The following is a 24032-nucleotide window of genomic DNA, read 5'->3' on the forward strand; positions in this document are numbered from 1 at the left end:
GAAATGACTGACCACAAGAACGCCTTGCCGGCGGGGACGGTGCTGGATAACCGTTTTCGGATCGAAGGCCTGCTGGGGGCCGGTGGTTTCGGCATGGTCTATCGGGCGGTGCACGTGCATCTGGAGCAGGTCCGCGCGATCAAGGAGTACCTGCCACAGGAAGTGGCGATGCGCGAGGGCGTCACGGTGCATCCGCTGAGTCGGGACAGCCGGGGCGACTACGAGGAAGGGCGGCAGCGCTTTCTGCAGGAGGCGCGCCAGCTGGTGCGCTTTTCCAGTCATCCGAACATCGTCACCTGCACCGACTTCTTCGAGGCCAACGGCACCGCCTATCTGGTCATGGAGTACGAGGACGGGCTGCCGTTGTCCGGGCTACTGGCGGGCCGGGAGGCCCAGGGGCGGCCCCTCGAGGAGTCGGAGATCCTGGGCCTGTTGCGTCCTATCGTCGCAGGGCTTGCCGAGGTGCACGCACAGGATGTCCTGCACCGCGACATCAAGCCGGGGAACATCTTCATCCGCCGCAGTGACGAGCAGCCCGTGCTGCTGGATTTTGGTGCGGCCAAGGTGGAGTTTTCGAAGCACAGCAAGTCGCGTCACGCACTCACGCCGGGCTATGCGGCCCCGGAGCAGATCACAGACATTGGCAAGCTCGGGCCGTGGACGGACATCTACGCCATCGGGGCGGTAATGTGGCGCATGGTCACGGGCGAAAACCCGGTAAAGAGCGAGGCCCGCGGGCACACGCTGTTCCGTGGCGGCGAGGACCCGGTGGCTCTGGAGGGCCGGGCGGGCGCAAGCCGCTTCAGCCAGGGCTTCCTGCAGCTGGTTTCCGACTGCCTGAACTACGACGAGACCCAACGGCCGCAGAGCGCGGAACAACTGCTAACGCAATTGGACGCCGTGGCGCGAGGAGAGGCATCGCCAGTCTCGCCCGGTCGGGAACAAGCGGCGGATCCTGCGCCGGAGAAAAGTCCTGATATTGCCCCCGTGGAAGGGTTGCGCTCGGGTAAAAGGGACCCGGTGAAAGGCCATTCCGTTCCCGCGTCTCCGGGGCGGAAGATCGGCCTTGGCGTTGCCGGTCTTGTCGTGGCGGCGGGCATTGGAGGCGTGCTCTGGACGATGATGCCAACGGAACATCCGTCCGACAGTGCCGAAAGCGGTGCTGCCGAAGTCGAGACCGTGGACCAGCGACAACCCAGTGATGCCTCTCTGGTGGAGGTGGAGGAGGATGCCTCCGCAAGCGCCGAGACTCAGCCGAGTACGGAAGCGGGGGCAGAGACGGACTTTAGGCGAGCAGTGCAGGCGTGGTATTTCGATCATGATCGAGATTCCACTGTGATTGACAGGCTCGAGAAGGCTGCGGCCGCTGGCCATGTTCTGGCTCAAGTGGAGCTGGCCCGACACTACTGGTACGGCAAGGTCGATTACATTGACACCAGCCAGGTTGAGGGAGACCGCGAAAAGGCCCGCGCACTGGTTGCAAATGCCTTTTCCGAGCTTATGCAACTGGGCGAAGAAGGCGACCCCCATGCCCAATATTTGCTGGGTGAAATTCATTACTTTGAAGATTGGGGTCCGTCAACGGACAGAGAGCAGGCGATGGAGTGGTTCCGCCGTGGGGCAGAACAACAGTATCCGCCCTCAATGCTGGAGTACGGGTATCTCCTGTTGAACGGAGGGAGCTCGGAAGACGACCGGGAGGCGGGGAGGGACTGGCTTCGCCAGGCGGCGGAGATGGGTATGGCGGATGCGCAATATCGTTTTGGCGAGACACTGTTGTCTGATCGCAAGACGCGACATGAGTGGCGTACACGCGCTGCCGAACTTGGCCACCGGGGTGCCCAACGCCAGCTGGCTTTTAGTTACCACGCGGGTGCGGGCCCAAGCCTTGAACGAGACTTTGAGAAAGCATCATTTTGGTTCGAGAAGCTTGCCAGGGCGGGGGATTCCGGAGCGCGGGGCATGCTTCTTGGTATTTACGAGAGCGGCGGGAATGGGCTCGAACCCGATTTCGCAAGTGCGTGGGAGTGGCTGCAAGAGCACGAAGGACCTTACAGAGACTACCGCATGGGTTATTACCTGGAGCACGGGCTGGGTGTCGAGCGGGATCTGGAGGCGGCAAAGTCGTGGTACCGCAAGGCAGCAGAGGAGGACTTTCCTTCCGCCATCGCACGGCTCGGCTACCTGGAGCGATTCCCAATCGCAAGTTTCGAGCCCTACCAATTTCAACCCAGCGGCACGGTCGTCGATACGCATAGCGGGCTGGAATGGGCCCGCTGCCTGGCGCCTGCGCGGTGGCAGGGATTGGACTGCGATGCTGACTACTGGCAGTTGCGTGTTGGCTCGTCCAATTTCGACCATCAGCTTGACGAGCTGTTGAAAGAAACGGCGCTCGGAGGCTTCGATGACTGGCGCGTGCCCACCAGCGCCGAACTCCGAGGAGTGATTTTCTGCTCTAATGAATCCGGCGCGAGACCTGGTCCTGCTGGATGCCGCGAGCACGGTGATGATTTTCTGAGCCCGGCGCTCAACTCGGCGGTATTCCCACTGAAGCAGCGAAATCGCGGAGCCCCCGCTTCCTCCACACTGCTGTTCCGTGACGGCGATGAAATTGGGGGTGTCGATATCAACACCGGGGAGACGATTATCAACCCGACCCGCGGCGTTATCTTGACGGTTCGATGATCTGCGTCGATTTCAGGGCAGGCGCCGCCCGCGGTGTTTTTGCCGTGGCACATGGATTTGGCGGAGGACCAATGCATTGTGATGTTCGGCCCGGGCTCAATCACAATGAACGCTATCACGCTACTGATTTTTCAATAGCTTCGGTGCCAGATATCGATCCAAATGGTGAGATGGCGTGAATTGCGTTCGACAATTACTGGTTGCCGCCGTGACTCTACTGTTGGCCGCCTGCGGGCCTTGGCAAACAACACCCGTTGCGTTGCCGGATACGCGAGGGACAATAATCGACGGGCTCTCCGGCGAACCGCTTGCCGATATACGCGTGCAGGCCACATCCGCTGCCGGAGAGCCGCTCTCCGGTGCAATCACGACCACTGACAGTGAAGGCCGGTTCCATCTGGTTCGCATGGACCGGCCGGGGCGGGGTGAGCGAGGGCCAGGCCATGCCGCCTACATGGTGCATGTCCCGTTGGTGGCCGAGATTCCCGGCTCCGCCGTGGCGTATGGGCGCGTTTCCTTCGTCCATCCCTCGGCCCGCCCCGTGGATGGGGTCATCCTGTTCGCCCTGCAGGACGTCACGCCGCTGAGCGATCATCCCGGCCTGCAGGATTGTCGTTCCTTGCCCCGGCAGGATTACGCCTATGCCTTGTCCATCGCCTACCCAACCATGCGACGGCAGGACTGGTTTGCCGAGCTTGCGGACAAGACCGCGAGACTGGATGACCGCATCATCGACTTTGTCCGCGATGAGCTTTCCATTTTCTCGCGCGCTTGCGGGCTTGCGCCCTCGGACCATGACGCCCTTATGGGCGAGTTTGCCGGTATTTCCCCCAGCAGTCCCTCCTGGCCACGAGCAACCGGGGCACGTGTATGAGCTCGGTGTTCACGAATCAGCTCCCGCGCCTCGGCCTGGCGTTGTTGCTGTGCTGCATGGCCAGCCCGCTTGCGTGGGGCAGCCCCTGCGACGACGTCCTGGAACGGGCAGAGGGGGCGGCCACCAGTGAGGAGGCCGATCGCATACTCGGCGGCTGCCTGGCCGCCAGCGGTCCCCCGCAGACGCATCTTCAGGTCGCGCACACCCTGCTCCAGCGTACTGACGACGAGGGACTGGCACTGGCATGCCGATACACGGAGATCATCCTGCGTATGCTCGACTACGACATGCCGGAACTGGAGGCGTCTACACGCCACCGCATCAGAGAGGCTGCCGACGCGCAGGCCTGCCATTGTGATCGCCAGTGGAGCCAGGCAATTCGTCAGCAAGGCGGCGACCCGGCCCTGGGCGGCGTCTCCTGGCTTGGCGATGACTTTCAGCAAAGCGAAAGTTTTTTCCTTTCAGATCAGCAGATGGGGAAGGATCTGGAGCTTCGGGTCTTTTACCGGCAGGCGATGGACCACGCCTGCATCTTTGTGGATCACGAGCTCCGTATTAACGAGTCCCGGGGCAGCGTGACTTCCGGCTTCCAGCGCGGCGAGTTCTTCGTTCACCGAAATCACGGACAGGACGGGCTGCGCGCCATCCTGCTCTGGCGACTCGGCGTCCATGGCGAGGCCCTGCAGCTGCTTGACCTGGAGCAGAGGCTTCCAGTCTGGGAGAAGCGCAGTGACTGGCCGGTGGAGTTCACCCTCGGAGACGACGGCCTGACCTATCGCTATTTTCGCGCGGGCGAGGGGGGAGACCCCGAAGTGATCGACGGAAGGTACTGACCAGGACATCCGATGAATGATCACAAGAATGCCTTGCCGCCCGGAACGCTGTTAGGAGGTCGCTACCGGATCGAAGGCCTGCTGGGCGCGGGCGGTTTCGGAATGGTCTACAGGGTGGCGCATCGGTATCTGGACCAGGTCCATGCGATCAAGGAGTACCTGCCGCAGGAGCTGGCGATGCGCGAGGGCGTCACGGTGCATCCGCTGAGCACTGAAAGCGGTGTCGATTACGAGGAAGGGCGACAGCGCTTTCTGCAGGAGGCGCGCCAGCTGGTGCGCTTTTCCAGCCATCCGAACATCGTCACCTGCACCGACTTCTTCGAGGCCAACGGCACCGCCTATCTGGTCATGGAGTACGAGGACGGCTTGCCCTTGTCCGGCCTACTGGCGGGCCGGGAGGGGCAGGGGCGGCCCCTCGAGGAGTCGGAGATCCTGGGCCTGTTGCGACCTATCGTCGCGGGGCTTGCCGAGGTGCACGCACAGGATGTCCTGCACCGCGACATCAAGCCGGGCAACATCTTCATCCGCCGCAGTGACGAGCAGCCCGTGCTGCTGGATTTTGGTGCGGCCAAGGTGGAGTTTTCGAAGCACAGCAAGTCGCGTCACGCACTCACGCCGGGCTATGCGGCCCCGGAGCAGATCACAGACATTGGCAAGCTCGGGCCGTGGACGGACATCTACGCCATCGGGGCGGTAATGTGGCGCATGGTCACGGGCGAAAACCCGGTAAAGAGCGAGGCCCGCGGGCACACGCTGTTCCGTGGCGGCGAGGACCCGGTGGCTCTGGAGGGCCGGGCGGGCGCAAGCCGCTTCAGCCAGGGCTTCCTGCAGCTGGTTTCCGACTGCCTGGCCTACCACGAACGTGAGCGGCCCCAGACCGCGGAGCAGCTGCTCCGGCGAATTGAATCGCTATGCGCTCCACCGAAGCGGCCGGCCGCTTCGGCACGAACAGAAGCCCTGCAGGCAGGCCAAAAGGGGCCACCCCGGTCGCGGAAAACGAGCGGCGGTACCGGGGCAAACGCCGCCGTCCGTCGCGAGCCTCAGGCCCCGGGTGCGCAGGCGCCCCGGTTTGCGGCCTCCCGAGAGGCGAGTCTCCAGAATCTCGCAGACTTGCTGCGTCTGATTGCAGCGCAGAAGCAGGCGAACGCGAAAGCGGCACGCGGCAAGGACACGCCCCCCACGACGGCATTTACCGACAAGGAAGCCATTCGCTCTGGAAACTTCGTAGGTCGCGGTGATCATCCTTTGATCATCCCGCCTGGAACGCAAACGGTCCGCGAGACCCATCAGTCCGGGGAAGGTCACCCATGTCGTGATGGATCCGAATCAGGCGACCTGGACAGCGACCGCAAAGTGAAAGCCAATCCCGTGCGTTTTCTGAAGCGTCTTGCGGCGGGGGAGTTCGGCCTGGCGCGAACACTCTGGATGGGGACCGTGCTTCCCATTATTGGTCTTCACATCTTCAGTGAATGGTTTCACAGCTCGGATATCAGTGCCTACACGGTTGCCGCGATTGTCGGCGGCTTCATTCAGCTTTCTTTTCCGTTGTTCTGGAGCCTGTCCGCGCTGGGCGTGTTCCGGGCTGCCCGTTCGTTCACCGGCCCATGGAAATGGCGTTTCGGTGCTCGTCTGATCGCATTCCTGGCGTTTTGCTATGCCCTTCTTCTTGTTTTCCTTTTTCTAATCCTGGGTTATGCCAACTCGGTATAACTCCGACCCTATCGCAGGCCGCACCGTGGTCTGCACAGTGATCGTTGCCGAGGGTGGTCGCCCACGGCTCGCGGTCGCTGACCTGTCACACCTGGGCAGTAATCAAGTGCGACTGGCGCGAAACGAGGACTGGTACGAGTCCTGCACCTGGGAGGTTTCCCTCAGAGTGCTTGAACGGCACAACGTCCAAATGCTGCTGCAGGAAGAGCAGAAGCGTTAACCGTTGCAGGGGGCTTCCAGCAAAACCAAGCGGAGGCCATTGCTTTCACCCTAACCGCTTAGCCCTATCCTTTTACATAATATGTATTATGCGTCGTAATGGGTGGCGTTAACCAAGAGCCCCTGTCACCGGATTCGCAGATTCATTGTGCTGTTCAGACCATGGCAACGCGAACGCGTGACATGCCCATTCTTCGTCAGGACCAGGTCCAGATATCCCGGCCCACTGAGTTGTACGACCCTGCAATCCACTCCGATCCCTTCAAATTCCACTTCCAGTGGCACGACGCCTTCGAATTCCACTTCCTCGACGTCGTGGATTCGGGTGACCGTGCATGTAATGGAATACGCAGTACCCTCGGGCCCGGAGGCTTGCAGGCCGATACGCGATTCGTTGGGCGATGTCGACATCGCGTGAACACCTCCAGCCAGGGGCAATCCGGCAGGGATCGCCAGGAACACGACGGATCAGGATGTCTGGCCGATCGCGGGCGTCGGGTCGGTGCAAGTTCCGGCATCGCCGCCAGGCAGGCTTGAGTGCCCCTTGCGGCAATTGCAGGAATGAGGCGGCCTCCGACCGTTAATCCAACTGCAGTATGGCGGTCGGATTGGCAGCAGGCATCAGAATAACGGGTGGTTTTCCGGGAGAGCTTTGTCGGTCGTTATCAAGCGAGAAGTATGAGCCATGTGGGTGCGACTCGACCGAGGATCGCGGGCTACGCCAGTCGTTCGTCCTAAGCTCCCGGTGTGACCGATGGCGCAGGCACATCAGCTTCGGGCATTGCACCCGTTTGGTGAGGACGGTTCGGCAATTGCAGCCGCCCTCACCCCTATCGCCCCGCCCAGGGGCCAGGAGCCAGCGCGCGTTAGACGGCGCGCGCCTCGGCACGACGGCGACGCCACATCACCTGGGGTGGCGGAGCGCCCAGATGATCCTTGGCCCAGTTGATCGCCTGCGTGCGGTTTTTGACCTCGATCTTGCGGAAGATGTTGTACAGGTGGGACTTGACCGTGTGTTCACTGATGAACAGCTGCTTCGCGATATTCATGTTCGTCTCGCCTGAACCCAGCATGGCCAGAATCTCCAGCTCGCGCTGAGTCAAGCCACAGGCGGGCCGATAGGTGTTGGTGCGCTGCTGACGATACAGCCGCACCAGCCGTGTCATCAGGTGCCGGGACATCCAGAAGTCACCGTTCAGCAGGCACAGGATCCCCTTGCACAACAGGTCCAGCTGATCGGTCTTGTAAAAAATGCCCTGCAGGTACAGCACATCGAGGAGCCGGAGTGCCTCGTCCTCGCTGGGAATATTGAATCCGGCAAAGACCGTTTTTGCCCCGTCCGCAACGGCCTGCTGAACATGCCCAATGTCACGCTCGTCAAGGGAACTGGCGTCAAACAGGGCAAGGCTGTAATCCCTGAGCGTCTGGGCGACCTTTGGGGACCCAGGCTCTAATCCCGTTACCGAACATTTGGTTTTCTCGGAAACGTACTCGATAAAAAGGGCCGACTGGGGGGATGCCGACGTTACAATCAGTACTTGTGAATCATCGTTTGAATCGTTCATGACGTCACCTGCTCTCCACATTTGAACCATTGATATTGGAAAGACGAGGCGGGTCCGAGTCAACCGATTAGATTTTTCAGACTTACCTCGGGTGCCCTTCCGATGGGCCTAGTACCAACTGCGTATGCGTACTTTTAGAAAGTATATAGACACAGGTCCGATGGTCCGTCAAGCACAGCGCGATGAAACTCATCCAACGGGCACACAAAGTGATTAGACGGCGTTAAGGCCGATGTGTGGCGCGGTCGATACCCTCGGTCATCACCTCGACAAGGAAGTCGATCTCATCCTCCGTGATTACGTAGGGCGGCATGAGGTACGAGACATTGCCCAACGGACGCAAAAGCGCACCTCGACCAAGGGCATACCGGTAGATTTCCAGGCCTCGACGTTCCTGCCAGGGGTAAGGCGTACGGGAGGCCTTGTCTTGTACGAGTTCAACCGCCGCAATCATGCCGTGTTGTCGCACGTCGGAAACATGGGGGTGATCCATAAGCGGAGCAAGACGTTTGGAGATGTGGGAGGCCAGCCCCTGGTTCCGCTCAAGAACGGGTTCTGTAGTAAAAATGTCGAGCGTGGCCAGGGCAGCACGACACGCTAAAGGATTACCCGTGTAAGAGTGCGAGTGGAGAAACATATTGAGTTTCTCATAGTCATCATAAAAGGCGCGGTAGATTTGCTCCGACGTCAGCACAGCTGCCATGGGCAGGTAACCGCCTGTCAGCCCCTTGGAAAGGCACATAAAATCCGGGATGACCGGCCCCTGCTCGCAGGCGAACATGGTGCCCGTGCGCCCAAAGCCCACCGCGATCTCGTCTGCGATCAGGTGAACGCCATAACGGTCACATGCAGCACGAAGCAGGCGCAGATATTCAGGGTCGTACATACGCATGTGCCCTGCGCACTGCACCAAGGGCTCCACGATGACCGCACAGACTTCATCCGAGTGTTCCGCGAGTGCGGCCTCCATATGGATGAACTGGCGCCGGGCCACATCGGCACAGGTCTCCCCGGGCTCGCGCTCGTAGCAGTCCGGAGCCGGTACGGTGATGACATCCAGCATCAGGGGCTTGTAGGTGGCGCTGTAGAGCGGGACATCGCTGACGGAAAGTGCGCCCAGGGTCTCACCGTGGTAGCTGTTCGACAGCCGTATGAACCGGGTCTTTTCGCTCCGGCCGCTGTTCAGCCAGTAGTGGAAGCTCATCTTGAGCGCGACCTCCACGCCGGCACTGCCGTTGTCCGCCAGGAAGACCCGGTCGAGTCCATCGGGGGTGAGGTCGATCAGCCGCTCACACAGCTCCACGACGGGTTCATGCGTACAGCCCGCAAGGATCACGTGCTCGAGCTGGTCCAGCTGGTCGCGCACCGCGGCATTGATTCGCGGGTTTGCATGGCCGAACAGGTTGACCCACCAGGAGCTGATGGCATCGAGGTACCGATTGCCGTCGAAGTCGTACAACCAGACGCCCTCCCCGCGCTGAATCGGGAGCAGGGGCAAGGTCCCCTCCTCTCCGTAATCCTTCATCTGGGTACAGGGGTGCCATAGGGCACGCAGGTCCCGGCGTTTGAGCTGTTCGTTATCCATGCGGTGAACTCTTTGGCGCTGTGGGCCCCTAGCCGCTGGAAACGCACCGGAGGGGCCAGTTTTCGATGGGCGGAAAGTAGCAGGGGGTCCCTGACCGGACAAGGCATCGCGCATGCGCCCCGGGATTCAGCCGGCCCCCTCTTCTGAGGTACTCTTTTCTGCCGGCCAGGAGGATCCCATGCATCCCGAATTTCCACAGCAGGACATCATCCATCTGAACCACGCGGCGGTCGGCGCCTGGCCGAGGCGTACGGAAGAGGCCGTTTGCGAGTTCGCGCGCGAGAACGTACGCCAGGGCTCGAAGGACTATGGCCGATGGCTCAAGCAGGTGGATGCGACGCGCGAGCTGGCACGCGCCCTGATCGGGGCCCGCGACGCGGCGGATATCGCCTTCGTCAAGAACACCTCGGAAGCGCTGTCGATGGTGGCCTTCGGCCTGCCGTGGTCGGAGGGGGAGAACATTGTCTTTCCCGCTGGGGAGTTCCCGTCCAACCGGGTCGTCTGGCACGCGGCGGGTGAGCGGTTTGGCATTGAGGTACGCGAGGTCAAGGTGGGTGATGAACCCGAACGCGACCTGCTGGCTGCCTGCGATCGCCGGACACGGCTGGTCGCGACCAGCGCGGTGCGCTATGACTCGGGCATCCGCGTGGATATCCAGGCACTCGGGGCAGAGCTGCGCGCCCGCGGGATCCTGTTCTGTGTCGACGCGATCCAGCACTTGGGGGCGCTGCCCTTCGACGCCCCGGGTTGCCACGCGGACTTTGTGATGGCGGATGGCCACAAGTGGATGCTGGCACCGGAGGGGATCGGGATCTTCTACGTCAATCCGGAGGTTCGCGACCAGCTCCGGTTACAGGAGTACGGGTGGAACATGCTGGCGCACGCCGGCGACTTCGCGAATCCGAGCCTGACCCCGGCCCCGTCGGCACGCCGTTTCGAACCGGGCAGCCACAACATGCTGGGCATCCATGCGCTGCATGCCAGCCTCTCGCTGCTCCTGGAGGTCGGGATCGAGAACATCGACCACGACATCTGCTTCCACTGGCACCACCTGGCCGAGGAGCTGGAGGCGATGGGGTGCGAGGTGCTTACGCCGCGTGGCCGCCGCGCGGGGATCCTGACTTTCCGGCCCCCTGCGGCGGATCTCGACGCCGTCTATGCGCGGCTTCAGGCCGGCGGAGTCCTGTGCGCGGTACGGGGCGGGGGCATCCGCTTCTCGCCCCACTACTACCTAACGGATCAGCAGATCGGGCGTGCCCTGGATCAGGTGAAAGAGGCGCTTGGGATCGCGGCCTGACGGGCCGCAGGGGTCGGATGCTCAGAACGTGTGGGTCTTGCGGTCGGAATTGAGCATGCCGCCCAGGTGTTCCTCGATCCGTCGGTGCGTCACACCCTTGTCGGACTTGTTGAACTGCACGCCAATGCCGCGCAGGCGGTTGCCCTGCGCCCTGGGCGGCGTGATCCACACGACCGTGCACGGGGTCGGCAGGCGGTCGGAATCCTCCAGCAGAGACAACAGCAGGAAGACCTGGTCCCCGAGCTTGTAGGATTTGTCCGTGGGGATAAACAGCCCGCCGTTGGTCACGAAGGGCATGTACGCGGCGTACAGCGCCGGTTTTTCCTTGATTGCCAAGGTCAGCATGCCCTGCCCGGCCATGTTCCCTCCCGTGACGGTGTCTGGACTCGCGAGTATCCCCTATCCCGCGTGGCGCGCGCCACCCCCCCTTTGGGGCATCGCTGTCAGCGTCGCCCCAGCGCAAGCGCGATGGTCTCGCTGCGAAGCGCCGGATTCAGGTTTGCGCCACTCTGGCGTTGCCACTCCAACGCCTGCTGCGCGAGCCATGCGAGACGACGCGCGCCCCGCGCGCGTGCGAAGTCCAGCAGCCGCTCACGCGGGAACTGCTCGCCAAAGGCATCCAGCTGCCCCACAAGTAGCAGGCGCTGCGCCGACAACAGCAAGGCCTGCAGGCGAGGGATCAGGCGTTCCGGCACGCTGCGCTGCAGGGCAGCAGCGGTGGAATGCAGATCCGCCGCACTCAGGAGCCCCGTCAGGATCTGTCGATCGGTCTCCCAGGCCTCCAGCGCCGCGGAATCGGTCAGGATCTCCCGCGCCAGGAGCGGACGATTGAGGCTCGCAGCATAAGCCTCCGCGACTCGTTCATACTGATCGGTTTCAGCCGCAAGCCACTCGTGGACCTGTTCTATCGAGGGACAGGCGACATCGACTTGCTGGCAACGACTCCGAATGGTTGCGGGGAGACTGGCCGGACGCGCTGCCTCGAGAAACAGCGTGGCCCCGGCGGGAGGTTCTTCCAGCGTCTTGAGCAGGGCATTGGCTGCGTTGACGTTCAGTGCGTCGGCCGGACGGATAATCAGCGCGCGCAGCGCCCCGCCCGAGCCACTCAGGGTGAGGAATTCCGTGGCGTCGCGTACGGCATCGACCAGGATATCCTTGCCGGGCTCGGCGGGCTCCAGTAACCGTACCTCCGGGTGCACGCCGCCCTCCAGGCTGCGACAGGCGTTGCACTCGCCGCAGGCGGGTTCATCACTGGACACACGCTGACACAGCAGGCTCTGGACCACGCTGGTCGTCAGCAGGGCCTTGCCCACCCCGGGGCTCCCGCTGATCAGAACCCCGCTGGGGAGCCATCCATCCCGCCCGCGCAGCACGAGCCGCTGGCGGATGGGTTCGAGCCAGGGTGGCTGGGTCGACATCAGGCGCCCCGGGGCATGATCTTGGTGCGCCACTCTTGCAGCGCCTGACGAACCCGTTCCGCCACCTGTTCAGGATCGGCATGCCCATCAATAATCCGGTAGCGATCCGGGTAGGCGCGGGCCCGCTCCAGGTAGGCCTCACGCACCCGTGCGAAGAAATCCAGCGCCTCGCGCTCGATGCGGTCCCGTCGACCCCGCTGCACGGCGCGTTCCAGCCCGGTGGCCGGATCGATATCCAGCAACAGGACCAGGTCGGGCCGCAGATCGCCCTGCACCCATTCTTCCAGCCGGGCCACGCGCTCCATCCCCAGTCCTCGCCCTGCACCCTGATAGGCAAAACTGGCGTCGGTAAAGCGATCACTGACTATCCAGCGGCCCGCCGCGAGTGCAGGCCGTATCACCGAGGCGAGATGTTGCGCACGGGCGGCAAACATCAACAGCAGCTCCGCCTCCGGACACATACCGGGAAGGTCGGGATCGAGCAGCAACCCCCGCAACCGCTCGCCCAGCGCCGTACCCCCCGGCTCACGCGTGCATTCAGGCTCGATGCCCATGGCGCGCAGGGCCTCCACCACCGTGGCGAGCTGCGTGGATTTGCCCGAGCCTTCGATGCCTTCCAGTACCACGAAGCGTGCATTGCTGGATGCGTCGGTGGTCATTGGCGGTTCCGGATACCGTAGCGGCTGCCATCGCCGCCGAGTTGATAGCGAATTACGGCCTGGCGATGCTCGCGATACGTTTCGGAGAAGTGGTGCGTGCCGTCGCCCCTGGAGACGAAGAACAGGTCGTTCGTCTCGGCCGGCTGCGCGGCCGCCTCGATCGCCGCTCGTCCCGGCAAGGCGATGGGGGTCGGTGGCAGCCCGGTGCGAGTGTAGGTGTTGTAGGGGTGATCGCGCTGGAGCTCGGCGCGGGTGAGCCGTTGCACGCCGGGCTCCTGGACATAGAGCAGCGTCGGATCGGTCTGCAGCAGCATCCCGCGGCGGAGCCGGTTCACGAACACGCCTGCGACTCGATCACGCTCCTCGCCGCGGCCCGTCTCGCGCTCGATGATCGAGGCCAGGATCAGGAGCTCGTACGGTGACTCGACCGGGTGGTCCTCGGTGCGGGAATCCCAGGCAGAGTGCAAGGTGGCATCCATCGCGCGGTACGCGCGCCGCAACACATCCAGGGCATCGGTCCCGGAGCCAAAGAAGTAAGTGTCCGGCAAGAACCAGCCTTCGGGATGCTCCAGCTCTTCGAGGCCCAGCGCGTCCAGCAGGTTATCGACCCCGACGGATTCGGCTGGTCCTTCGATCTCGGGATGCTGGCGCAAGGCGCGCAGGGCCTGAGCAATCGTCCAGCCTTCCGGGACGGTCAATCGATGCTGGACGACCTCTCCACGCGCCATGGCGTGCAGCAGGCTGCGCGGGGTCGCACCCGCGTCCACCGCGTATTCGCCCGCCTGTAGCCGCGGTGCCAGTCCCTGGCGCCGCCCGTACAGCTCGATCATCCAGGCTTGCTCGACCCAACCGCGCCGCTCGAACTCCTTGCTCACCTGACGCAGTCCTTGCCCGCGTTCAAGCTGGAACCGCTCTGTCTGGTCGAGCGCCAGTGGCTGGTTGAGATCCTGGTGATAGCGATCGGCAAACCACCAGCCTCCAGCCATCACGCCGACCAGCACAATTCCGATTATCAGACCACTAATCCGCTTCATGGAGCGCCATACTCAGAACCCTAACCGGGTCATCCTGCCACGCCGTGTCCGGCATGTCCGTTTCGATCAGGCGGGCTGGGTGTAATCCCAGGCGCGCATTGCTGACATAAAGCCCGTCCACCTGATCCAGCGCCTGCGGTTCCGCACTCTGCTCGTGCACGGCGAAGCCACAGGAAGCCGCATGGTCAAATATCCAGGCCCTGCGCGTACCCGCGATCCCGGCCTCGTCCACCGGGGGGGTGAACAGGTCCATCCCCTGACGCCACCAGAGATTGCCTTGCGTGGCGCTCACCAGCCGCCCCTGCGTATCGCAAACGACCGCCTCGTCCCAACCGGCCTCCCAGCTTTGCCGGATCACCACCTGCTCCAGGCGGCTCGTGTGCTTGAGTCCTGCCAGCGCGGGCTGAATCGCCATGGCGACCCGCGACCAGCCCATACGCAGTGGCTTCGGTTCGGCACCGCGAGACTGACGCAGCACGGGACCCGCGGACACAACCCTCGTCATCTCCACATTTTCGGGTGGCGCGTAACCCCGGGGCCCCTGCCCCCTGGTCACAGTAATGCGCGCCATACGCTGCCCCTCTGGCGCCACCTGCTGCAGTTCCTCGCGAAGGAGCGCTGCGTCAACGCGCGGAAAGCCGAGTCGTTTCAGTCCCCGTTCAAGCCGTGCGACATGATAAGGCCACAAGCGTGGCTGGCCGCCCTCCATCATGATCGTCTCGAACAGACCGTCGCCCAGCAACAGACCCCGATCGTCGCCCGGCACACAGCTCTCGACGCCGTTCACGAGGATCACGCCCGGTTCTCCAGTGCATCCAGCAGACCATGGGCCTTGTGGCGGGTCTCGGCGAGTTCACGGTCGGGATCCGAGTCCGCCACGATGCCCGCGCCGGCACGAAAGCGCAGTTCGTTGCCGCGCAGCACCAGGGTACGGATCAGGATGTTGGTATCCATGCGCCCATGCCGGCTCAAATAGCCACAGGACCCGGTGTACGCCCCCCGGGGCGCGCCATCCTCGAGCTCCTGAATGATCTGCATGCTCCGTATCTTGGGACACCCGGTAATCGTCCCGCCCGGAAACACGGCTCGGAGCACATCGCCCGCGCGCGTCCCGGGCTTCAACCGCCCCACGATACTCGAGACGATGTGATGGACCCGTCGGTAACTCTCGACGGTCATCAATTCGGCTACCCGCACGCTCCCGGCAGAGGCCACCCGGCCGATATCGTTGCGTTCAAGGTCGACCAGCATCACGTGCTCGGACCGTTCTTTAATATTGCCCTGTAGCTCGCTAAAAAGACGAGAGTCTTTATCCGCGTTGTCGTCGCGGCGACGCGTGCCGGCGATCGGCCGCGTCTCGACCTCGCCACCATCCACAGACACCAGACGCTCGGGCGATGAACTGATCACCTGACCCTCGGGAAACTGCAACCAGGCGGCGAACGGTGCTGCATTTGCACGCCGCAGGCGGGCGTACAACGAAGCCCCATCGAGTGCCTCTGGGCTGGTGGCCTTCCACTCGCGCGACAGATTCACCTGAAAGGTATCGCCCGCTCGAATGTACTCAAGTCCCTGCTTCACCGCCTCGCGATAGCGCTCGGGCGTCTCCTCGTCGATCACGAGCTCCGGCAAGGCCCCTGGCACCAGCACATCCTCGCGGCACAACTCGACATCGGCCCGCATCTCCGCGAGCGGGTCGGGTCCCTCCTCGCTCACCAGAAAGGTCTGATCGTCGTGGTGATCCACAATGATGGCGGCGGGAAAGCGGATGGCCCGGGCGGTGGGCAGCCAGGGATCCGCGCGGCAGCGGCCCAGGGCCGGTTCCAGCTGCCATGCCCATTCATACCCAAAATAGAGAAACCAGCCGCCGAGAAAAGGCAGATGGTCATAACCCGGCTCGATTTCAGAGGAGGCCCTTGAACCGCTCAGGTCCTGATCGAGCACGGCCAACAGATCGTCATCCGTTCGGGCATCGACCGTTACACCCGGAAAGGCGAACAGGATGGAGTAACGAGCCGGCGCCTGACCAATCAGGGCCGACTCGAGCAGGTGGGGATAGCGCTCCGGAAAGCGCCGGGCCAGGGGCGCCAGATCGATCCCGCGCCCCAGGCGTTCGACTGCCATATGGGCGGACTAGAGGGTGCGGAACACCAGGGTGCCGTTCGTGCCCCCAAAACCGAAGGAGTTCGACAGGCCGACCTTCGTGTTCATCTCACGCGCCTCGTTGGCCACATAATCCAGATCGCAGCCTTCACTCGGGTTTTCGAGGTTGATTGTCGGCGGAGAGACCTGATCGCGAAGCGCCAGTGCCGTGAACACACCCTCGATGCCACCCGCCGCTCCCAGCAGGTGTCCGGTCATCGACTTGGTGGAATTCACCAGCAACTTGTAGGCGTGGTCGCCAAAGGCCTTCTTCAGGCCCTGCGTCTCGGCCAGGTCGCCCGCGGGGGTGGAAGTACCGTGGGCGTTGATGTAGCCCACCTCTTCCGGGTTCACGCCGGCATCTTTCAGTGCGCGAAGCATGCACTTGGCGGCCCCCGCGCCATCTTGAGACGGCTGCGTCATGTGGTAGGCGTCAGCGTTCCAGGCAAAACCGGCGACCTCGCAGTAGATATGAGCCCCGCGCGCCTTGGCGTGCTCGTATTCCTCGAGCATCATCACGCCGGCACCGTCGCTGAGCACAAAGCCGTCGCGATCCTGATCCCAGGGGCGCGAGGCCCGCTCGGGGTCGTCATTCCGGGTCGACAGCGCGCGCGCCGCCGCAAAGCCGCCGATCCCCAGTGGCGTGGTGGCCATCTCGGCTCCGCCGGCCACCATCGCATCCGCATCGCCATAGGCAATCATCCGAGCCGCATCGCCAATGTTGTGCGTCGCGGTCGCGCAGGCCGACACGATCGAGATGTTCGGGCCCTGCAGGTTGCGCATGATGGAGAGATTACCCGCCACCATGTTGATGATGGCGCTGGGCACGAAGAACGGCGAGATCTTGCGAGCACCGCCCTTGAGATAGGCGGCATAAGACCGTTCGATATACGGCAGGCCCCCAATGCCGGACCCAATCGCGACCCCGATGCGGTCCGCGTTTTCCTCGGTTACTTCCAGACCCGAGTCGTCCAGCGCCTGAATCCCGGCGGCCAGACCGTAGAGGACGAACGTGTCCATCTTCTTCTGGTCTTTCGTCGGAACATAGTCATTAGCGTCGAAGTCCCGCACGGCTCCGGAAATCTTGACCGGCATCTCCGATGCATCGAACACGTCGATGGGAGAGATGCCGCTCTTGCCGGCCTTGATGTTGGACCAGGCCTTGTCGATGGTAGAGCCGACCGGGGACACAATGCCCAGTCCGGTAATCACGACACGTCGCTTAGCCAATGATGTTCTCCTCGGAAAGACTGAAATACGCGCTCAACGAAACGACGAAGGGCCACTCTGCTCGCAGAGAGGCCCGTCCGCGTCCTGTTCGAGCGCCCAGGGGGGCGCCCAATCAGTCCTTCATGTGCTCGTTGATGTAGTCGATCGCCTGCTGCACGGTGGTGATCTTCTCCGCCTGCTCGTCCGGGATTTCCGTCTCGAACTCTTCTTCGAGCGCCATCACCAGTTCCACGGTGTCCAGCGAGTCGGCACCCAGGTCGTCGACAAAGGCGGCACTGTTGGTGACGTCCTCTTCCTTGACGCCCAGCTGCTCGACAACGATCTTCTTGACGCGTTCTTCAATGCTACTCATGGTTCAGAAATCCCCTTCCAATTGAGGCGGCTTCGTTTGAAGGTTCGCCATTCTAGAGAAAAGCCCGGCTGCGTTCCAGGGAGACGCGAACCTCTCGGGCCTGCGCGGGACCGAGGGCCCCGCGGGTTGATCAGTGCATGAACATCCCGCCGTTCACATGCAGTGTTTCGCCGGTGATGTAGCCCGCCTCCTCGGAGGCGAGAAAGCCCACAGCAGCCGCGATCTCATCCGGCGCGCCCAGGCGCCCCAGCGGGATCTGGCCCAGCAGGTGTTCCTTGGTCTCGTCCCCGAGTTCGCGGGTCATATCAGTATCGATGAAGCCCGGCGCGACCGTATTGACGGTGATGTTCCGGCTGCCCACCTCGCGCGCCAGCGAGCGGGCGAATCCCGCAAGCCCCGCCTTGGCCGCGGCGTAGTTCGTCTGGCCGGCATTGCCGGCGGAACCGACCACCGAGCCGATCAGAATGATCCGCCCGCGGCGCAGCTTCATCATGCCTTTCAGCAGGCGCTGCGTCAGCCGGGCGGCGGAGGACAGGTTCGTGTTGATGATCGCATCCCACTCCTCGTCCTTCATCCGCATGAACAGGTTGTCGCGGGTAATGCCGGCATTGTTCACCAGCACCTCCACCGGTCCTTCCTGCTCCTGGATACCCGCCAGACCGGTCGCGACCGAATCGGCGTCCGTGACATCCATAGCGATACCGCGCCCGTTCCATTCGGACAACGCCTCGCTGATGCGCTGGGCGCCGGATTCGCTGGTCGCGGTTCCCACGACCTGCAGGCCCTGCTCCGCCAGACGACGGGCAATGGCCGCGCCAATGCCGCGGCTGGCCCCGGTCACCAGGGCCACTCGTTTGTTATCGGACATCATTCGCCTTCTGTAATTGGACGTACTGGGAATCGAGTGTAGAGGGTCAGCCGGCGTTCAGCCGGTTCACGGTGGCATCCAGGGTATCGCGATCGGCCACATCGAACAGTTCCAGCCCGCGATCGATCCGCTTGGCCAGGCCGGTCAGCACGCGCCCCGGTCCGCATTCTACCTGTACCGCAACACCCTGGCCGCGAAGCCCCTGTATGGTCTCCACCCAGCGCACCGGCCGGTAGAGCTGAGCGGCCAGATTGGCCTTGATCGCATCGGCCGTCTCGGCGGGCGCCGCGGTCACATTCTGCCAAACGGGGATTTGCGGGGCCGCAAAGCTCGTAGAGTCGAGAACCGACTGCAAACGCTCGGCGGCCGGGCGCATCAGCGCGCAATGGGACGGCACGGATACGGGCAGCTTGAGCGCCCGTTTCGCCCCGGCGTCCTTGGCCGCACCGACCGCTCGGTCGACCGCCGCGGCCGCCCCCGCGATCACCACCTGCCCGGGGGCATTCAGGTTGACGGCCTCCAGGACCCCGCCGCTCGCGTTGTCCGCACAGAGCTGCTCGACCGCAGCATCGTCGAGACCGAGAATCGCAGCCATTGCGCCCTCGCCCTCGGGCACGGCGGCCTGCATGGCGCGGGCACGTTCGGCCACCAGCCGCACGGCATCGGGGAAGCGCAGCACGCCGGCCGCGACCAGCGCGCTGTACTCGCCCAGGCTGTGGCCGGCCACAGCCGCGGGGCGCGCGTCCGCCTGCTGCGTCAGCAGCCGCCAGGTGGCCACGCCGGCAGCGAGCATGACCGGCTGAGTCCATTCTGTCTGGTTCAGTTGTTCGACCGGACCGTGCTGGCACAGGCTCCAGAGGTCGGCATCGAGGCAGTCCGACGCCTCCTGGAAGGTATCGCGTACGACCGCGTGGTCGTCGCCCAGATCGGTGAGCATGCCGGTGGACTGGGAGCCCTGCCCCGGAAAGACTGCGGCCCAGGTAGTGGTCATTCGCTATTCATCTCGCGCGTAAAAAGCGGGCGTAGTGTAGGGCCACGGGAAACACTGATCAATGTACACGCTCGCCATCCTCCGCGAATGGCGGCCACTCGGCGACCGGCACGGAGCCCTGCCACGCCGAAAACCCCGTGTTGACTTGTGTTCGCGCGTGGCATCCGGATAATGTCGCCACCGAATTCAATACGCGAGGAACTGCATGGCGAAGGAAGACGAAATCGAGCTGGAAGGAACGGTGGTAGAGACCCTGCCGAATACGACGTTCCGGGTAGAGCTCGAAAACGGGCACACCATCACCGCCCACATCTCCGGCAAGATGCGCAAGCACTACATCCGCATCCTGCGTGGCGACAAGGTGATCGTGCAGATGACCCCCTACGACCTGACCAAGGGCCGTATCGTCTACCGCAACAAGTAGTTCCGCCCCGGGGGTTGCGGGGCCGCTCGTAAGACATAAGGGTCGATCCCCCGAATGACGAAGCCCCGGCTGGACCGGGGCTTCGTGGTTTCTGCAGGCCGGGGTTTGGCTCAGGAGACAGCCGGCTCGCGGATATCGAGCTCCAGCCCGGATTCGCCCACCCGGACCACAACCTCGCCCCCCTGCGCCAGGCGCCCGAACAGCAACTCGTCGGCCAGCGGCTTCTTGATGTGCTCCTGCAGCGTACGCGCCATCGGACGCGCGCCCATCTTCACGTCGTAGCCATGCTCGGCCAGCCAGGCACGGGCATCCGGCTCCACCGTCAGGTGCACCTTCTTCTCGTCCAGCTGGGCCTGCAACTGCGTCAAGAACTTGTCGACGACATTCAGGATGGTCGCCTCGTCCAGCGGACCGAACTGGATGGTGGCATCCAGGCGGTTGCGGAACTCCGGCGTGAAGGTCCGCTTGATCGCCTCCGTGGAATCGCTGGAGTGATCCTGCTGGGTAAAGCCCACCGACGGGCGGCTGGCCTGCTCCGCACCGGCATTCGTGGTCATCACCAGGATCACGTTGCGGAAGTCCACCTCGCGGCCATTGGCGTCCGTCAGCGTGCCGTGGTCCATCACCTGCAGCAGCACATTGAAGACATCCGGATGGGCCTTCTCGATCTCGTCCAGCAACAGCACCGAGTGCGGATGCTTGAGGATGGCATCGGTCAGCAGCCCTCCCTCGTCGTAGCCGACATATCCGGGCGGCGCCCCGATCAGGCGCGAGACCGTATGGCGCTCCATGTACTCGGACATGTCGAAGCGCGCCAGATGAATCCCCAGCTGCTGCGCCAGCTGACGCGTCACTTCGGTCTTCCCGACCCCGGTCGGCCCGGCGAACAGGAACGAGCCGATCGGCTTGTCCATGTCGCCAAGCCCCGAACGCGCCATCTTGATCGAGGTTGCGAGCGTCCCGATCGCCTCGTCCTGGCCGAAGACGGTCATCTTCAGGTTGCGTTCGAGGTTGCGCAGCGTCTCCTTGTCGGAGCTGGAGACCGATTTCGGCGGGATGCGCGCGATCTTGGCCACGATCGTCTCGATATCCTGCACGCCGATGGTCTTCTTGCGCTGACTCATTGGCAGTAGCTGCCGGCTGGCACCGGCTTCGTCGATCAGGTCGATCGCCTTGTCCGGCAGAAACCGGTCGGTGATGTAGCGATCCGCCAGTTCCGCCGCGGCCCGCAGCGCCGGACGCGTGAAGCGGACATTGTGGTGTGCCTCGAAGCGTGACTTCAGCCCCCGCAGGATCTGCTCGGTCTCGTCCACGGTCGGCTCCGGCACTTCGATTTTCTGGAAGCGACGGGCCAGGGCGCGGTCCTTCTCGAAAATGCCGCGATATTCCTGGTAGGTGGTCGAGCCGATGCACTTCAGCTCGCCCGAGGCGAGCATCGGCTTGATCAGGTTGGAGGCGTCCATCACCCCGCCGGAGGCGGCACCCGCACCGATGATGGTGTGGATCTCGTCGATGAACAGCACCGCGCCGGGTTCCTTCTTCAGCTGCGCCAGCACGCCCTTCAGGCGCTTCTCGAAGTCACCGCGGTACTTGGTGCCCGCCACCAGCGCGCCCAGATCGAGCGCATAGACGGTCGCGGATTCGATCGCCTCGGGCACCTGTTCGTCGACGATACGGCGCGCCAGGCCCTCGGCGATCGCGGTCTTGCCGACACCGGCCTCGCCCACCAACAGTGGGTTGTTCTTGCGTCGGCGGCAGAGGATCTGGATCGTGCGCTCGATCTCGTGGTCCCGCCCGATCAGCGGGTCGATCTCGTCCTTGCGCGCCTTCGCGTTGAGATTGGTCGCGTACAGCTGCAGCGCATTGGTCTTTTCCTCGCGCTCGCCCTCGACCTGCTCCGGCTGTGGGTCGTTCGGGTTCTGCTGGGCCCCCAGCTCGTCTTCGCCCACCTTGGAGATGCCGTGCGAGATGAAATTCACCACGTCCAGGCGGCTGATGTTTTGCTGTCCGAGCACGTAGAGGGCCTGGCTGTCCTGTTCGCCGAACAGCGCGACCAGCACGTTTGCCCCGGAGACCTCCTTGCGGCCACTGGACTGCACATGAAAGACCGCCCTTTGCAGGACCCGCTGGAACCCCAGGGTCGGCTGCGTCTCGCGTGAGTCATTCGGCGGGATGCGCGGGGTGTTCTCGTCAATGTACACCTCGAGCTCGTCGCGGATGCGGTCGAGGTCGCCCCCACAGGCGCGCAACACCGTCGCGGCACTGGGGTTTTGCGCGAGCGCCATCAGGAGGTGCTCCACGGTCACGAACTCGTGGCGCTTCTCTCGCGCTTCCTTGAAGACCATGTTCAGGCTGAATTCGAGTTCCTTGTCGAGCATGGGAGTCAGACCTCCTCCATCGAGCAAAGCAGTGGATGCTGGTGGCTACGGGCGTAATCGTTCACCTGTGCCACCTTCGTCTCGGCCACGTCCCGGGTATAGATGCCGCATACTCCCTTGCCGCGTGTATGCACGTGCAGCATCACCTGGGTGGCCTTTTCGCGATCCATACTGAAGAAGGTCTCCAGCACCTCGACCACGAACTCCATTGGCGTGAAGTCGTCGTTGAGCAGTACCACCTTGTACTGCCGCGGTGGCTTGAGCTCCGGCCTCGATTCTTCGACCGCGGTATTGCTGTCGTGATCGGGGATCTGGGGCTTTTTCTCACTCATCGGTCGAACTCACGCCTTCAGCGGTTTAGTCATGCCAGTTCGGCCATCCAGGGAAACACGAATCCAATGTCTCCCTGGCTCCTTAGGCCACGTTCATGGTCGTTCGGTTCCGGGCTCGGACCAAGTGCCCGCACCCGCTGTCGTTACATGTGCTTGATCAGGGCCTCGCCAAAGGCCGAGCAGCTCACCGGCTCGACGTTGTCCATCAGGCGCGCGAAGTCATAGGTCACCTCGCCCGCGCTGATCGCGCCGCCCATACCCTTCACCACCAGATCGGCGGCCTCGGGCCAGCCCAGGTGGCGCAGCATCATCTCGGCCGACAGGATCAGCGAGCCCGGATTGACCTTGTCCTGGCCGGCGTATTTCGGGGCGGTCCCGTGGGTCGCCTCGAACATCGCCGTGGTGTCGGACAGGTTGGCGCCGGGTGCGATCCCGATACCGCCAACCTGCGCGGCCAGCGCATCGGAGATGTAGTCGCCGTTCAGGTTGAGCGTGGCGATCACCGAGTAGTCCTCCGGGCGCAACAGGATCTGCTGCAGGAAGGCGTCCGCGATCACGTCCTTGATCACGATGTCGCGGCCGGTCTTCGGGTTCTTGAAGGTCTGCCACGGACCACCGTCCAGATCCTTCGCACCAAACTCCTCGCGCGCCAGTTCGTAGCCCCAAGCCTTGAACGAGCCCTCGGTGAATTTCATGATGTTGCCCTTGTGCACCAGCGTCACCGAGGGGCGATCGTTGTCGATCGCGTACTCGATCGCCTTGCGCACCAGGCGCTTGGTGCCCTCGCTGGAGACCGGCTTCACGCCGATGCCGGCGGTATCCGGGAAGCGGATCTGGGTTACGCCCATTTCGTTTCGCAGGAAGTCAATGACCTTCTTCACCTCCGGCGTGCCGGATTCGAACTCGATGCCGGCGTAGATGTCCTCCGAGTTCTCGCGGAAGATCACCATGTCGGTCTTTTCCGGCTCCTTCAGCGGGCTCGGGGTGCCCTCGTAGTAGCGCACCGGGCGCAGGCAGACGAACAGGTCCAGCTTCTGGCGCAGCGCGACGTTAAGCGAACGAAAACCGCCGCCCACCGGGGTGGTCAGCGGGCCCTTGATGGACACGCGATAGTCCTTGACCGCCTCCAGGGTTTCATCCGGCAGCCCGGAGTCGTCGTCGTAGACCTGCGTGGCTTTCTCGCCCGCGTAGACCTCCATCCATTCGATCGCCTTCTGGCCACCGTAGGCCTTTTCCACGGCCGCATCGGTCACCCGGCGCATCACCGGCGTGATGTCCACACCGATCCCGTCCCCCTCGATAAAGGGGATGATCGGGCGTTCTGGCACCACCAGCTTGCCCTGCTCGTCGACGGTGATGCGTTCGCCCTTTTCCGGGACCTGAATGTGCTGGTAGGCCATGCAAACTCCTTGTGCGCAAGAATTGAAATCGTTCTC

General features: G+C 63.4%; 22 protein-coding genes. 6 read left to right on the forward strand and 16 right to left on the reverse strand.

Annotated features, from left to right (window positions below; translation table 11 throughout):
* Positions 1–3: 3 nt before the first annotated feature.
* The 4 genes from F467_RS13540 to F467_RS0109260 all read left to right on the forward strand — a co-directional run bounded on the left by F467_RS13540 (position 4) and on the right by F467_RS0109260 (position 6102).
* The gene (locus tag F467_RS13540; protein WP_018994338.1) at positions 4–2685 is read left to right on the forward strand and encodes a protein kinase; all 2682 of its coding nucleotides are present in this window, start codon (positions 4–6) and stop codon (positions 2683–2685) included.
* Positions 2686–3007: 322 nt separating this feature from the next.
* The gene (locus F467_RS0109250) at positions 3008–3559 is read left to right on the forward strand and encodes a hypothetical protein (protein ID WP_231362283.1); all 552 of its coding nucleotides are present in this window, start codon (positions 3008–3010) and stop codon (positions 3557–3559) included.
* Positions 3556–4392, forward strand: a complete 837-nt coding sequence (locus F467_RS0109255; protein WP_018137565.1) for a hypothetical protein — start codon at positions 3556–3558, stop codon at positions 4390–4392. The genes F467_RS0109250 and F467_RS0109255 overlap by 4 nt, the downstream gene beginning before the upstream one ends.
* 12 nt (positions 4393–4404) lie before the next feature.
* Positions 4405–6102: a serine/threonine-protein kinase gene (locus tag F467_RS0109260; RefSeq protein WP_018994339.1), complete on the forward strand. Its 1698-nt coding sequence runs from the start codon at positions 4405–4407 to the stop codon at positions 6100–6102.
* A 345-nt stretch (positions 6103–6447) separates the two neighbouring features.
* Here the strand turns inward: F467_RS0109260 and F467_RS13830 are convergent, their stop codons facing one another.
* The 3 genes from F467_RS13830 to F467_RS0109275 all read right to left on the reverse strand — a co-directional run bounded on the left by F467_RS13830 (position 6448) and on the right by F467_RS0109275 (position 9471).
* Positions 6448–6732, reverse strand: coding sequence for a hypothetical protein (locus F467_RS13830; RefSeq protein WP_018139431.1), 285 nt, complete (start codon positions 6730–6732; stop codon positions 6448–6450).
* A 455-nt stretch (positions 6733–7187) separates the two neighbouring features.
* Entirely contained in the window at positions 7188–7886 is a 699-nt protein-coding gene (locus F467_RS13835; protein ID WP_038038767.1) for a LuxR C-terminal-related transcriptional regulator, read from the reverse strand.
* Positions 7887–8109: 223 nt separating this feature from the next.
* The gene (locus F467_RS0109275) at positions 8110–9471 is read right to left on the reverse strand and encodes an adenosylmethionine--8-amino-7-oxononanoate transaminase (RefSeq protein WP_018139429.1); all 1362 of its coding nucleotides are present in this window, start codon (positions 9469–9471) and stop codon (positions 8110–8112) included.
* A gap of 178 nt (positions 9472–9649) precedes the next feature.
* Here F467_RS0109275 and F467_RS0109280 point away from each other — a divergent pair, with 178 nt between their 5' ends.
* On the forward strand, positions 9650–10768 hold the full coding sequence (locus tag F467_RS0109280) for an aminotransferase class V-fold PLP-dependent enzyme (protein ID WP_018139428.1): 1119 nt from the start codon (positions 9650–9652) through the stop codon (positions 10766–10768).
* A gap of 21 nt (positions 10769–10789) precedes the next feature.
* Here F467_RS0109280 and F467_RS0109285 read toward each other — a convergent pair whose 3' ends face one another.
* The 10 genes from F467_RS0109285 to fabD all read right to left on the reverse strand — a co-directional run bounded on the left by F467_RS0109285 (position 10790) and on the right by fabD (position 19462).
* Complete coding sequence (locus F467_RS0109285) at positions 10790–11128, reverse strand: PilZ domain-containing protein (protein ID WP_018139427.1); 339 nt, start codon at positions 11126–11128, stop codon at positions 10790–10792.
* 83 nt (positions 11129–11211) lie between these two features.
* The gene (locus tag F467_RS0109290) at positions 11212–12219 is read right to left on the reverse strand and encodes a hypothetical protein (RefSeq protein WP_018139426.1); all 1008 of its coding nucleotides are present in this window, start codon (positions 12217–12219) and stop codon (positions 11212–11214) included.
* Positions 12186–12845 (reverse strand): dTMP kinase, encoded by a 660-nt coding sequence (tmk, locus tag F467_RS0109295; RefSeq protein ID WP_018139425.1) that lies wholly within the window; start codon positions 12843–12845, stop codon positions 12186–12188. Before tmk ends, F467_RS0109290 begins: the two co-directional genes overlap by 34 nt.
* On the reverse strand, positions 12842–13879 hold the full coding sequence (gene mltG / locus F467_RS0109300; protein WP_018139424.1) for an endolytic transglycosylase MltG: 1038 nt from the start codon (positions 13877–13879) through the stop codon (positions 12842–12844). The genes tmk and mltG overlap by 4 nt, the downstream gene beginning before the upstream one ends.
* Complete coding sequence (gene pabC / locus F467_RS0109305) at positions 13866–14675, reverse strand: aminodeoxychorismate lyase (RefSeq protein ID WP_018139423.1); 810 nt, start codon at positions 14673–14675, stop codon at positions 13866–13868. Before pabC ends, mltG begins: the two co-directional genes overlap by 14 nt.
* Positions 14672–16003, reverse strand: a complete 1332-nt coding sequence (locus F467_RS0109310) for an aminodeoxychorismate synthase component I (protein ID WP_018139422.1) — start codon at positions 16001–16003, stop codon at positions 14672–14674. Before F467_RS0109310 ends, pabC begins: the two co-directional genes overlap by 4 nt.
* A 9-nt stretch (positions 16004–16012) precedes the next feature.
* A complete protein-coding gene (fabF, locus tag F467_RS0109315) occupies positions 16013–17233 on the reverse strand; it encodes a beta-ketoacyl-ACP synthase II (protein WP_018139421.1) in 1221 nt (406 codons plus the stop codon).
* A gap of 130 nt (positions 17234–17363) precedes the next feature.
* Positions 17364–17603, reverse strand: a complete 240-nt coding sequence (gene acpP, locus F467_RS0109320; RefSeq protein ID WP_012982657.1) for an acyl carrier protein — start codon at positions 17601–17603, stop codon at positions 17364–17366.
* A 130-nt stretch (positions 17604–17733) separates the two neighbouring features.
* Positions 17734–18471 (reverse strand): 3-oxoacyl-ACP reductase FabG, encoded by a 738-nt coding sequence (gene fabG, locus F467_RS0109325; protein ID WP_026182229.1) that lies wholly within the window; start codon positions 18469–18471, stop codon positions 17734–17736.
* A 46-nt stretch (positions 18472–18517) separates the two neighbouring features.
* The gene (gene fabD / locus F467_RS0109330; RefSeq protein WP_018139419.1) at positions 18518–19462 is read right to left on the reverse strand and encodes an ACP S-malonyltransferase; all 945 of its coding nucleotides are present in this window, start codon (positions 19460–19462) and stop codon (positions 18518–18520) included.
* Between the two features lie 205 nt (positions 19463–19667).
* Between fabD and infA the strand changes: the two genes are divergently transcribed.
* Positions 19668–19886 (forward strand): translation initiation factor IF-1, encoded by a 219-nt coding sequence (gene infA / locus F467_RS0109335; RefSeq protein ID WP_012982660.1) that lies wholly within the window; start codon positions 19668–19670, stop codon positions 19884–19886.
* 110 nt (positions 19887–19996) lie between these two features.
* On the opposite strand, the gene clpA is transcribed toward infA, so the two are convergent.
* The 3 genes from clpA to icd all read right to left on the reverse strand — a co-directional run bounded on the left by clpA (position 19997) and on the right by icd (position 23996).
* A complete protein-coding gene (clpA, locus tag F467_RS0109340; RefSeq protein WP_018139418.1) occupies positions 19997–22264 on the reverse strand; it encodes an ATP-dependent Clp protease ATP-binding subunit ClpA in 2268 nt (755 codons plus the stop codon).
* Positions 22265–22269: 5 nt separating this feature from the next.
* Positions 22270–22596: an ATP-dependent Clp protease adapter ClpS gene (gene clpS / locus F467_RS0109345; protein WP_018139417.1), complete on the reverse strand. Its 327-nt coding sequence runs from the start codon at positions 22594–22596 to the stop codon at positions 22270–22272.
* A gap of 143 nt (positions 22597–22739) precedes the next feature.
* Positions 22740–23996 (reverse strand): NADP-dependent isocitrate dehydrogenase, encoded by a 1257-nt coding sequence (icd, locus tag F467_RS0109350; protein WP_018139416.1) that lies wholly within the window; start codon positions 23994–23996, stop codon positions 22740–22742.
* Positions 23997–24032 lie beyond the last annotated feature (36 nt).

Source organism: Thioalkalivibrio sp. ALJ12 (assembly GCF_000378305.1).
In the GTDB taxonomy this organism is placed as follows: domain Bacteria; phylum Pseudomonadota; class Gammaproteobacteria; order Ectothiorhodospirales; family Ectothiorhodospiraceae; genus Thioalkalivibrio.

What these genes read in the sequence shown, in the direction of transcription:
- F467_RS0109260 (WP_018994339.1), top strand. Translation starts at nt 4,405, where the DNA reads ATGAATGATCACAAGAATGCCTTGCCGCCCGGAACGCTGTTAGGAGGT.
- F467_RS0109275 (WP_018139429.1), bottom strand. Translation starts at nt 9,471, where the DNA reads ATGGATAACGAACAGCTCAAACGCCGGGACCTGCGTGCCCTATGGCAC.
- fabD (WP_018139419.1), bottom strand. Translation starts at nt 19,462, where the DNA reads ATGACCACTACCTGGGCCGCAGTCTTTCCGGGGCAGGGCTCCCAGTCC.
- infA (WP_012982660.1), top strand. Translation starts at nt 19,668, where the DNA reads ATGGCGAAGGAAGACGAAATCGAGCTGGAAGGAACGGTGGTAGAGACC.
- clpA (WP_018139418.1), bottom strand. Translation starts at nt 22,264, where the DNA reads ATGCTCGACAAGGAACTCGAATTCAGCCTGAACATGGTCTTCAAGGAA.
- fabG (WP_026182229.1), bottom strand. Translation starts at nt 18,471, where the DNA reads ATGTCCGATAACAAACGAGTGGCCCTGGTGACCGGGGCCAGCCGCGGC.
- F467_RS0109285 (WP_018139427.1), bottom strand. Translation starts at nt 11,128, where the DNA reads ATGGCCGGGCAGGGCATGCTGACCTTGGCAATCAAGGAAAAACCGGCG.
- mltG (WP_018139424.1), bottom strand. Translation starts at nt 13,879, where the DNA reads ATGAAGCGGATTAGTGGTCTGATAATCGGAATTGTGCTGGTCGGCGTG.
- F467_RS0109280 (WP_018139428.1), top strand. Translation starts at nt 9,650, where the DNA reads ATGCATCCCGAATTTCCACAGCAGGACATCATCCATCTGAACCACGCG.
- tmk (WP_018139425.1), bottom strand. Translation starts at nt 12,845, where the DNA reads ATGACCACCGACGCATCCAGCAATGCACGCTTCGTGGTACTGGAAGGC.
- F467_RS0109310 (WP_018139422.1), bottom strand. Translation starts at nt 16,003, where the DNA reads ATGGCAGTCGAACGCCTGGGGCGCGGGATCGATCTGGCGCCCCTGGCC.
- icd (WP_018139416.1), bottom strand. Translation starts at nt 23,996, where the DNA reads ATGGCCTACCAGCACATTCAGGTCCCGGAAAAGGGCGAACGCATCACC.
- F467_RS13830 (WP_018139431.1), bottom strand. Translation starts at nt 6,732, where the DNA reads ATGTCGACATCGCCCAACGAATCGCGTATCGGCCTGCAAGCCTCCGGG.
- clpS (WP_018139417.1), bottom strand. Translation starts at nt 22,596, where the DNA reads ATGAGTGAGAAAAAGCCCCAGATCCCCGATCACGACAGCAATACCGCG.
- acpP (WP_012982657.1), bottom strand. Translation starts at nt 17,603, where the DNA reads ATGAGTAGCATTGAAGAACGCGTCAAGAAGATCGTTGTCGAGCAGCTG.
- F467_RS13835 (WP_038038767.1), bottom strand. Translation starts at nt 7,886, where the DNA reads ATGAACGATTCAAACGATGATTCACAAGTACTGATTGTAACGTCGGCA.
- F467_RS0109255 (WP_018137565.1), top strand. Translation starts at nt 3,556, where the DNA reads ATGAGCTCGGTGTTCACGAATCAGCTCCCGCGCCTCGGCCTGGCGTTG.
- F467_RS13540 (WP_018994338.1), top strand. Translation starts at nt 4, where the DNA reads ATGACTGACCACAAGAACGCCTTGCCGGCGGGGACGGTGCTGGATAAC.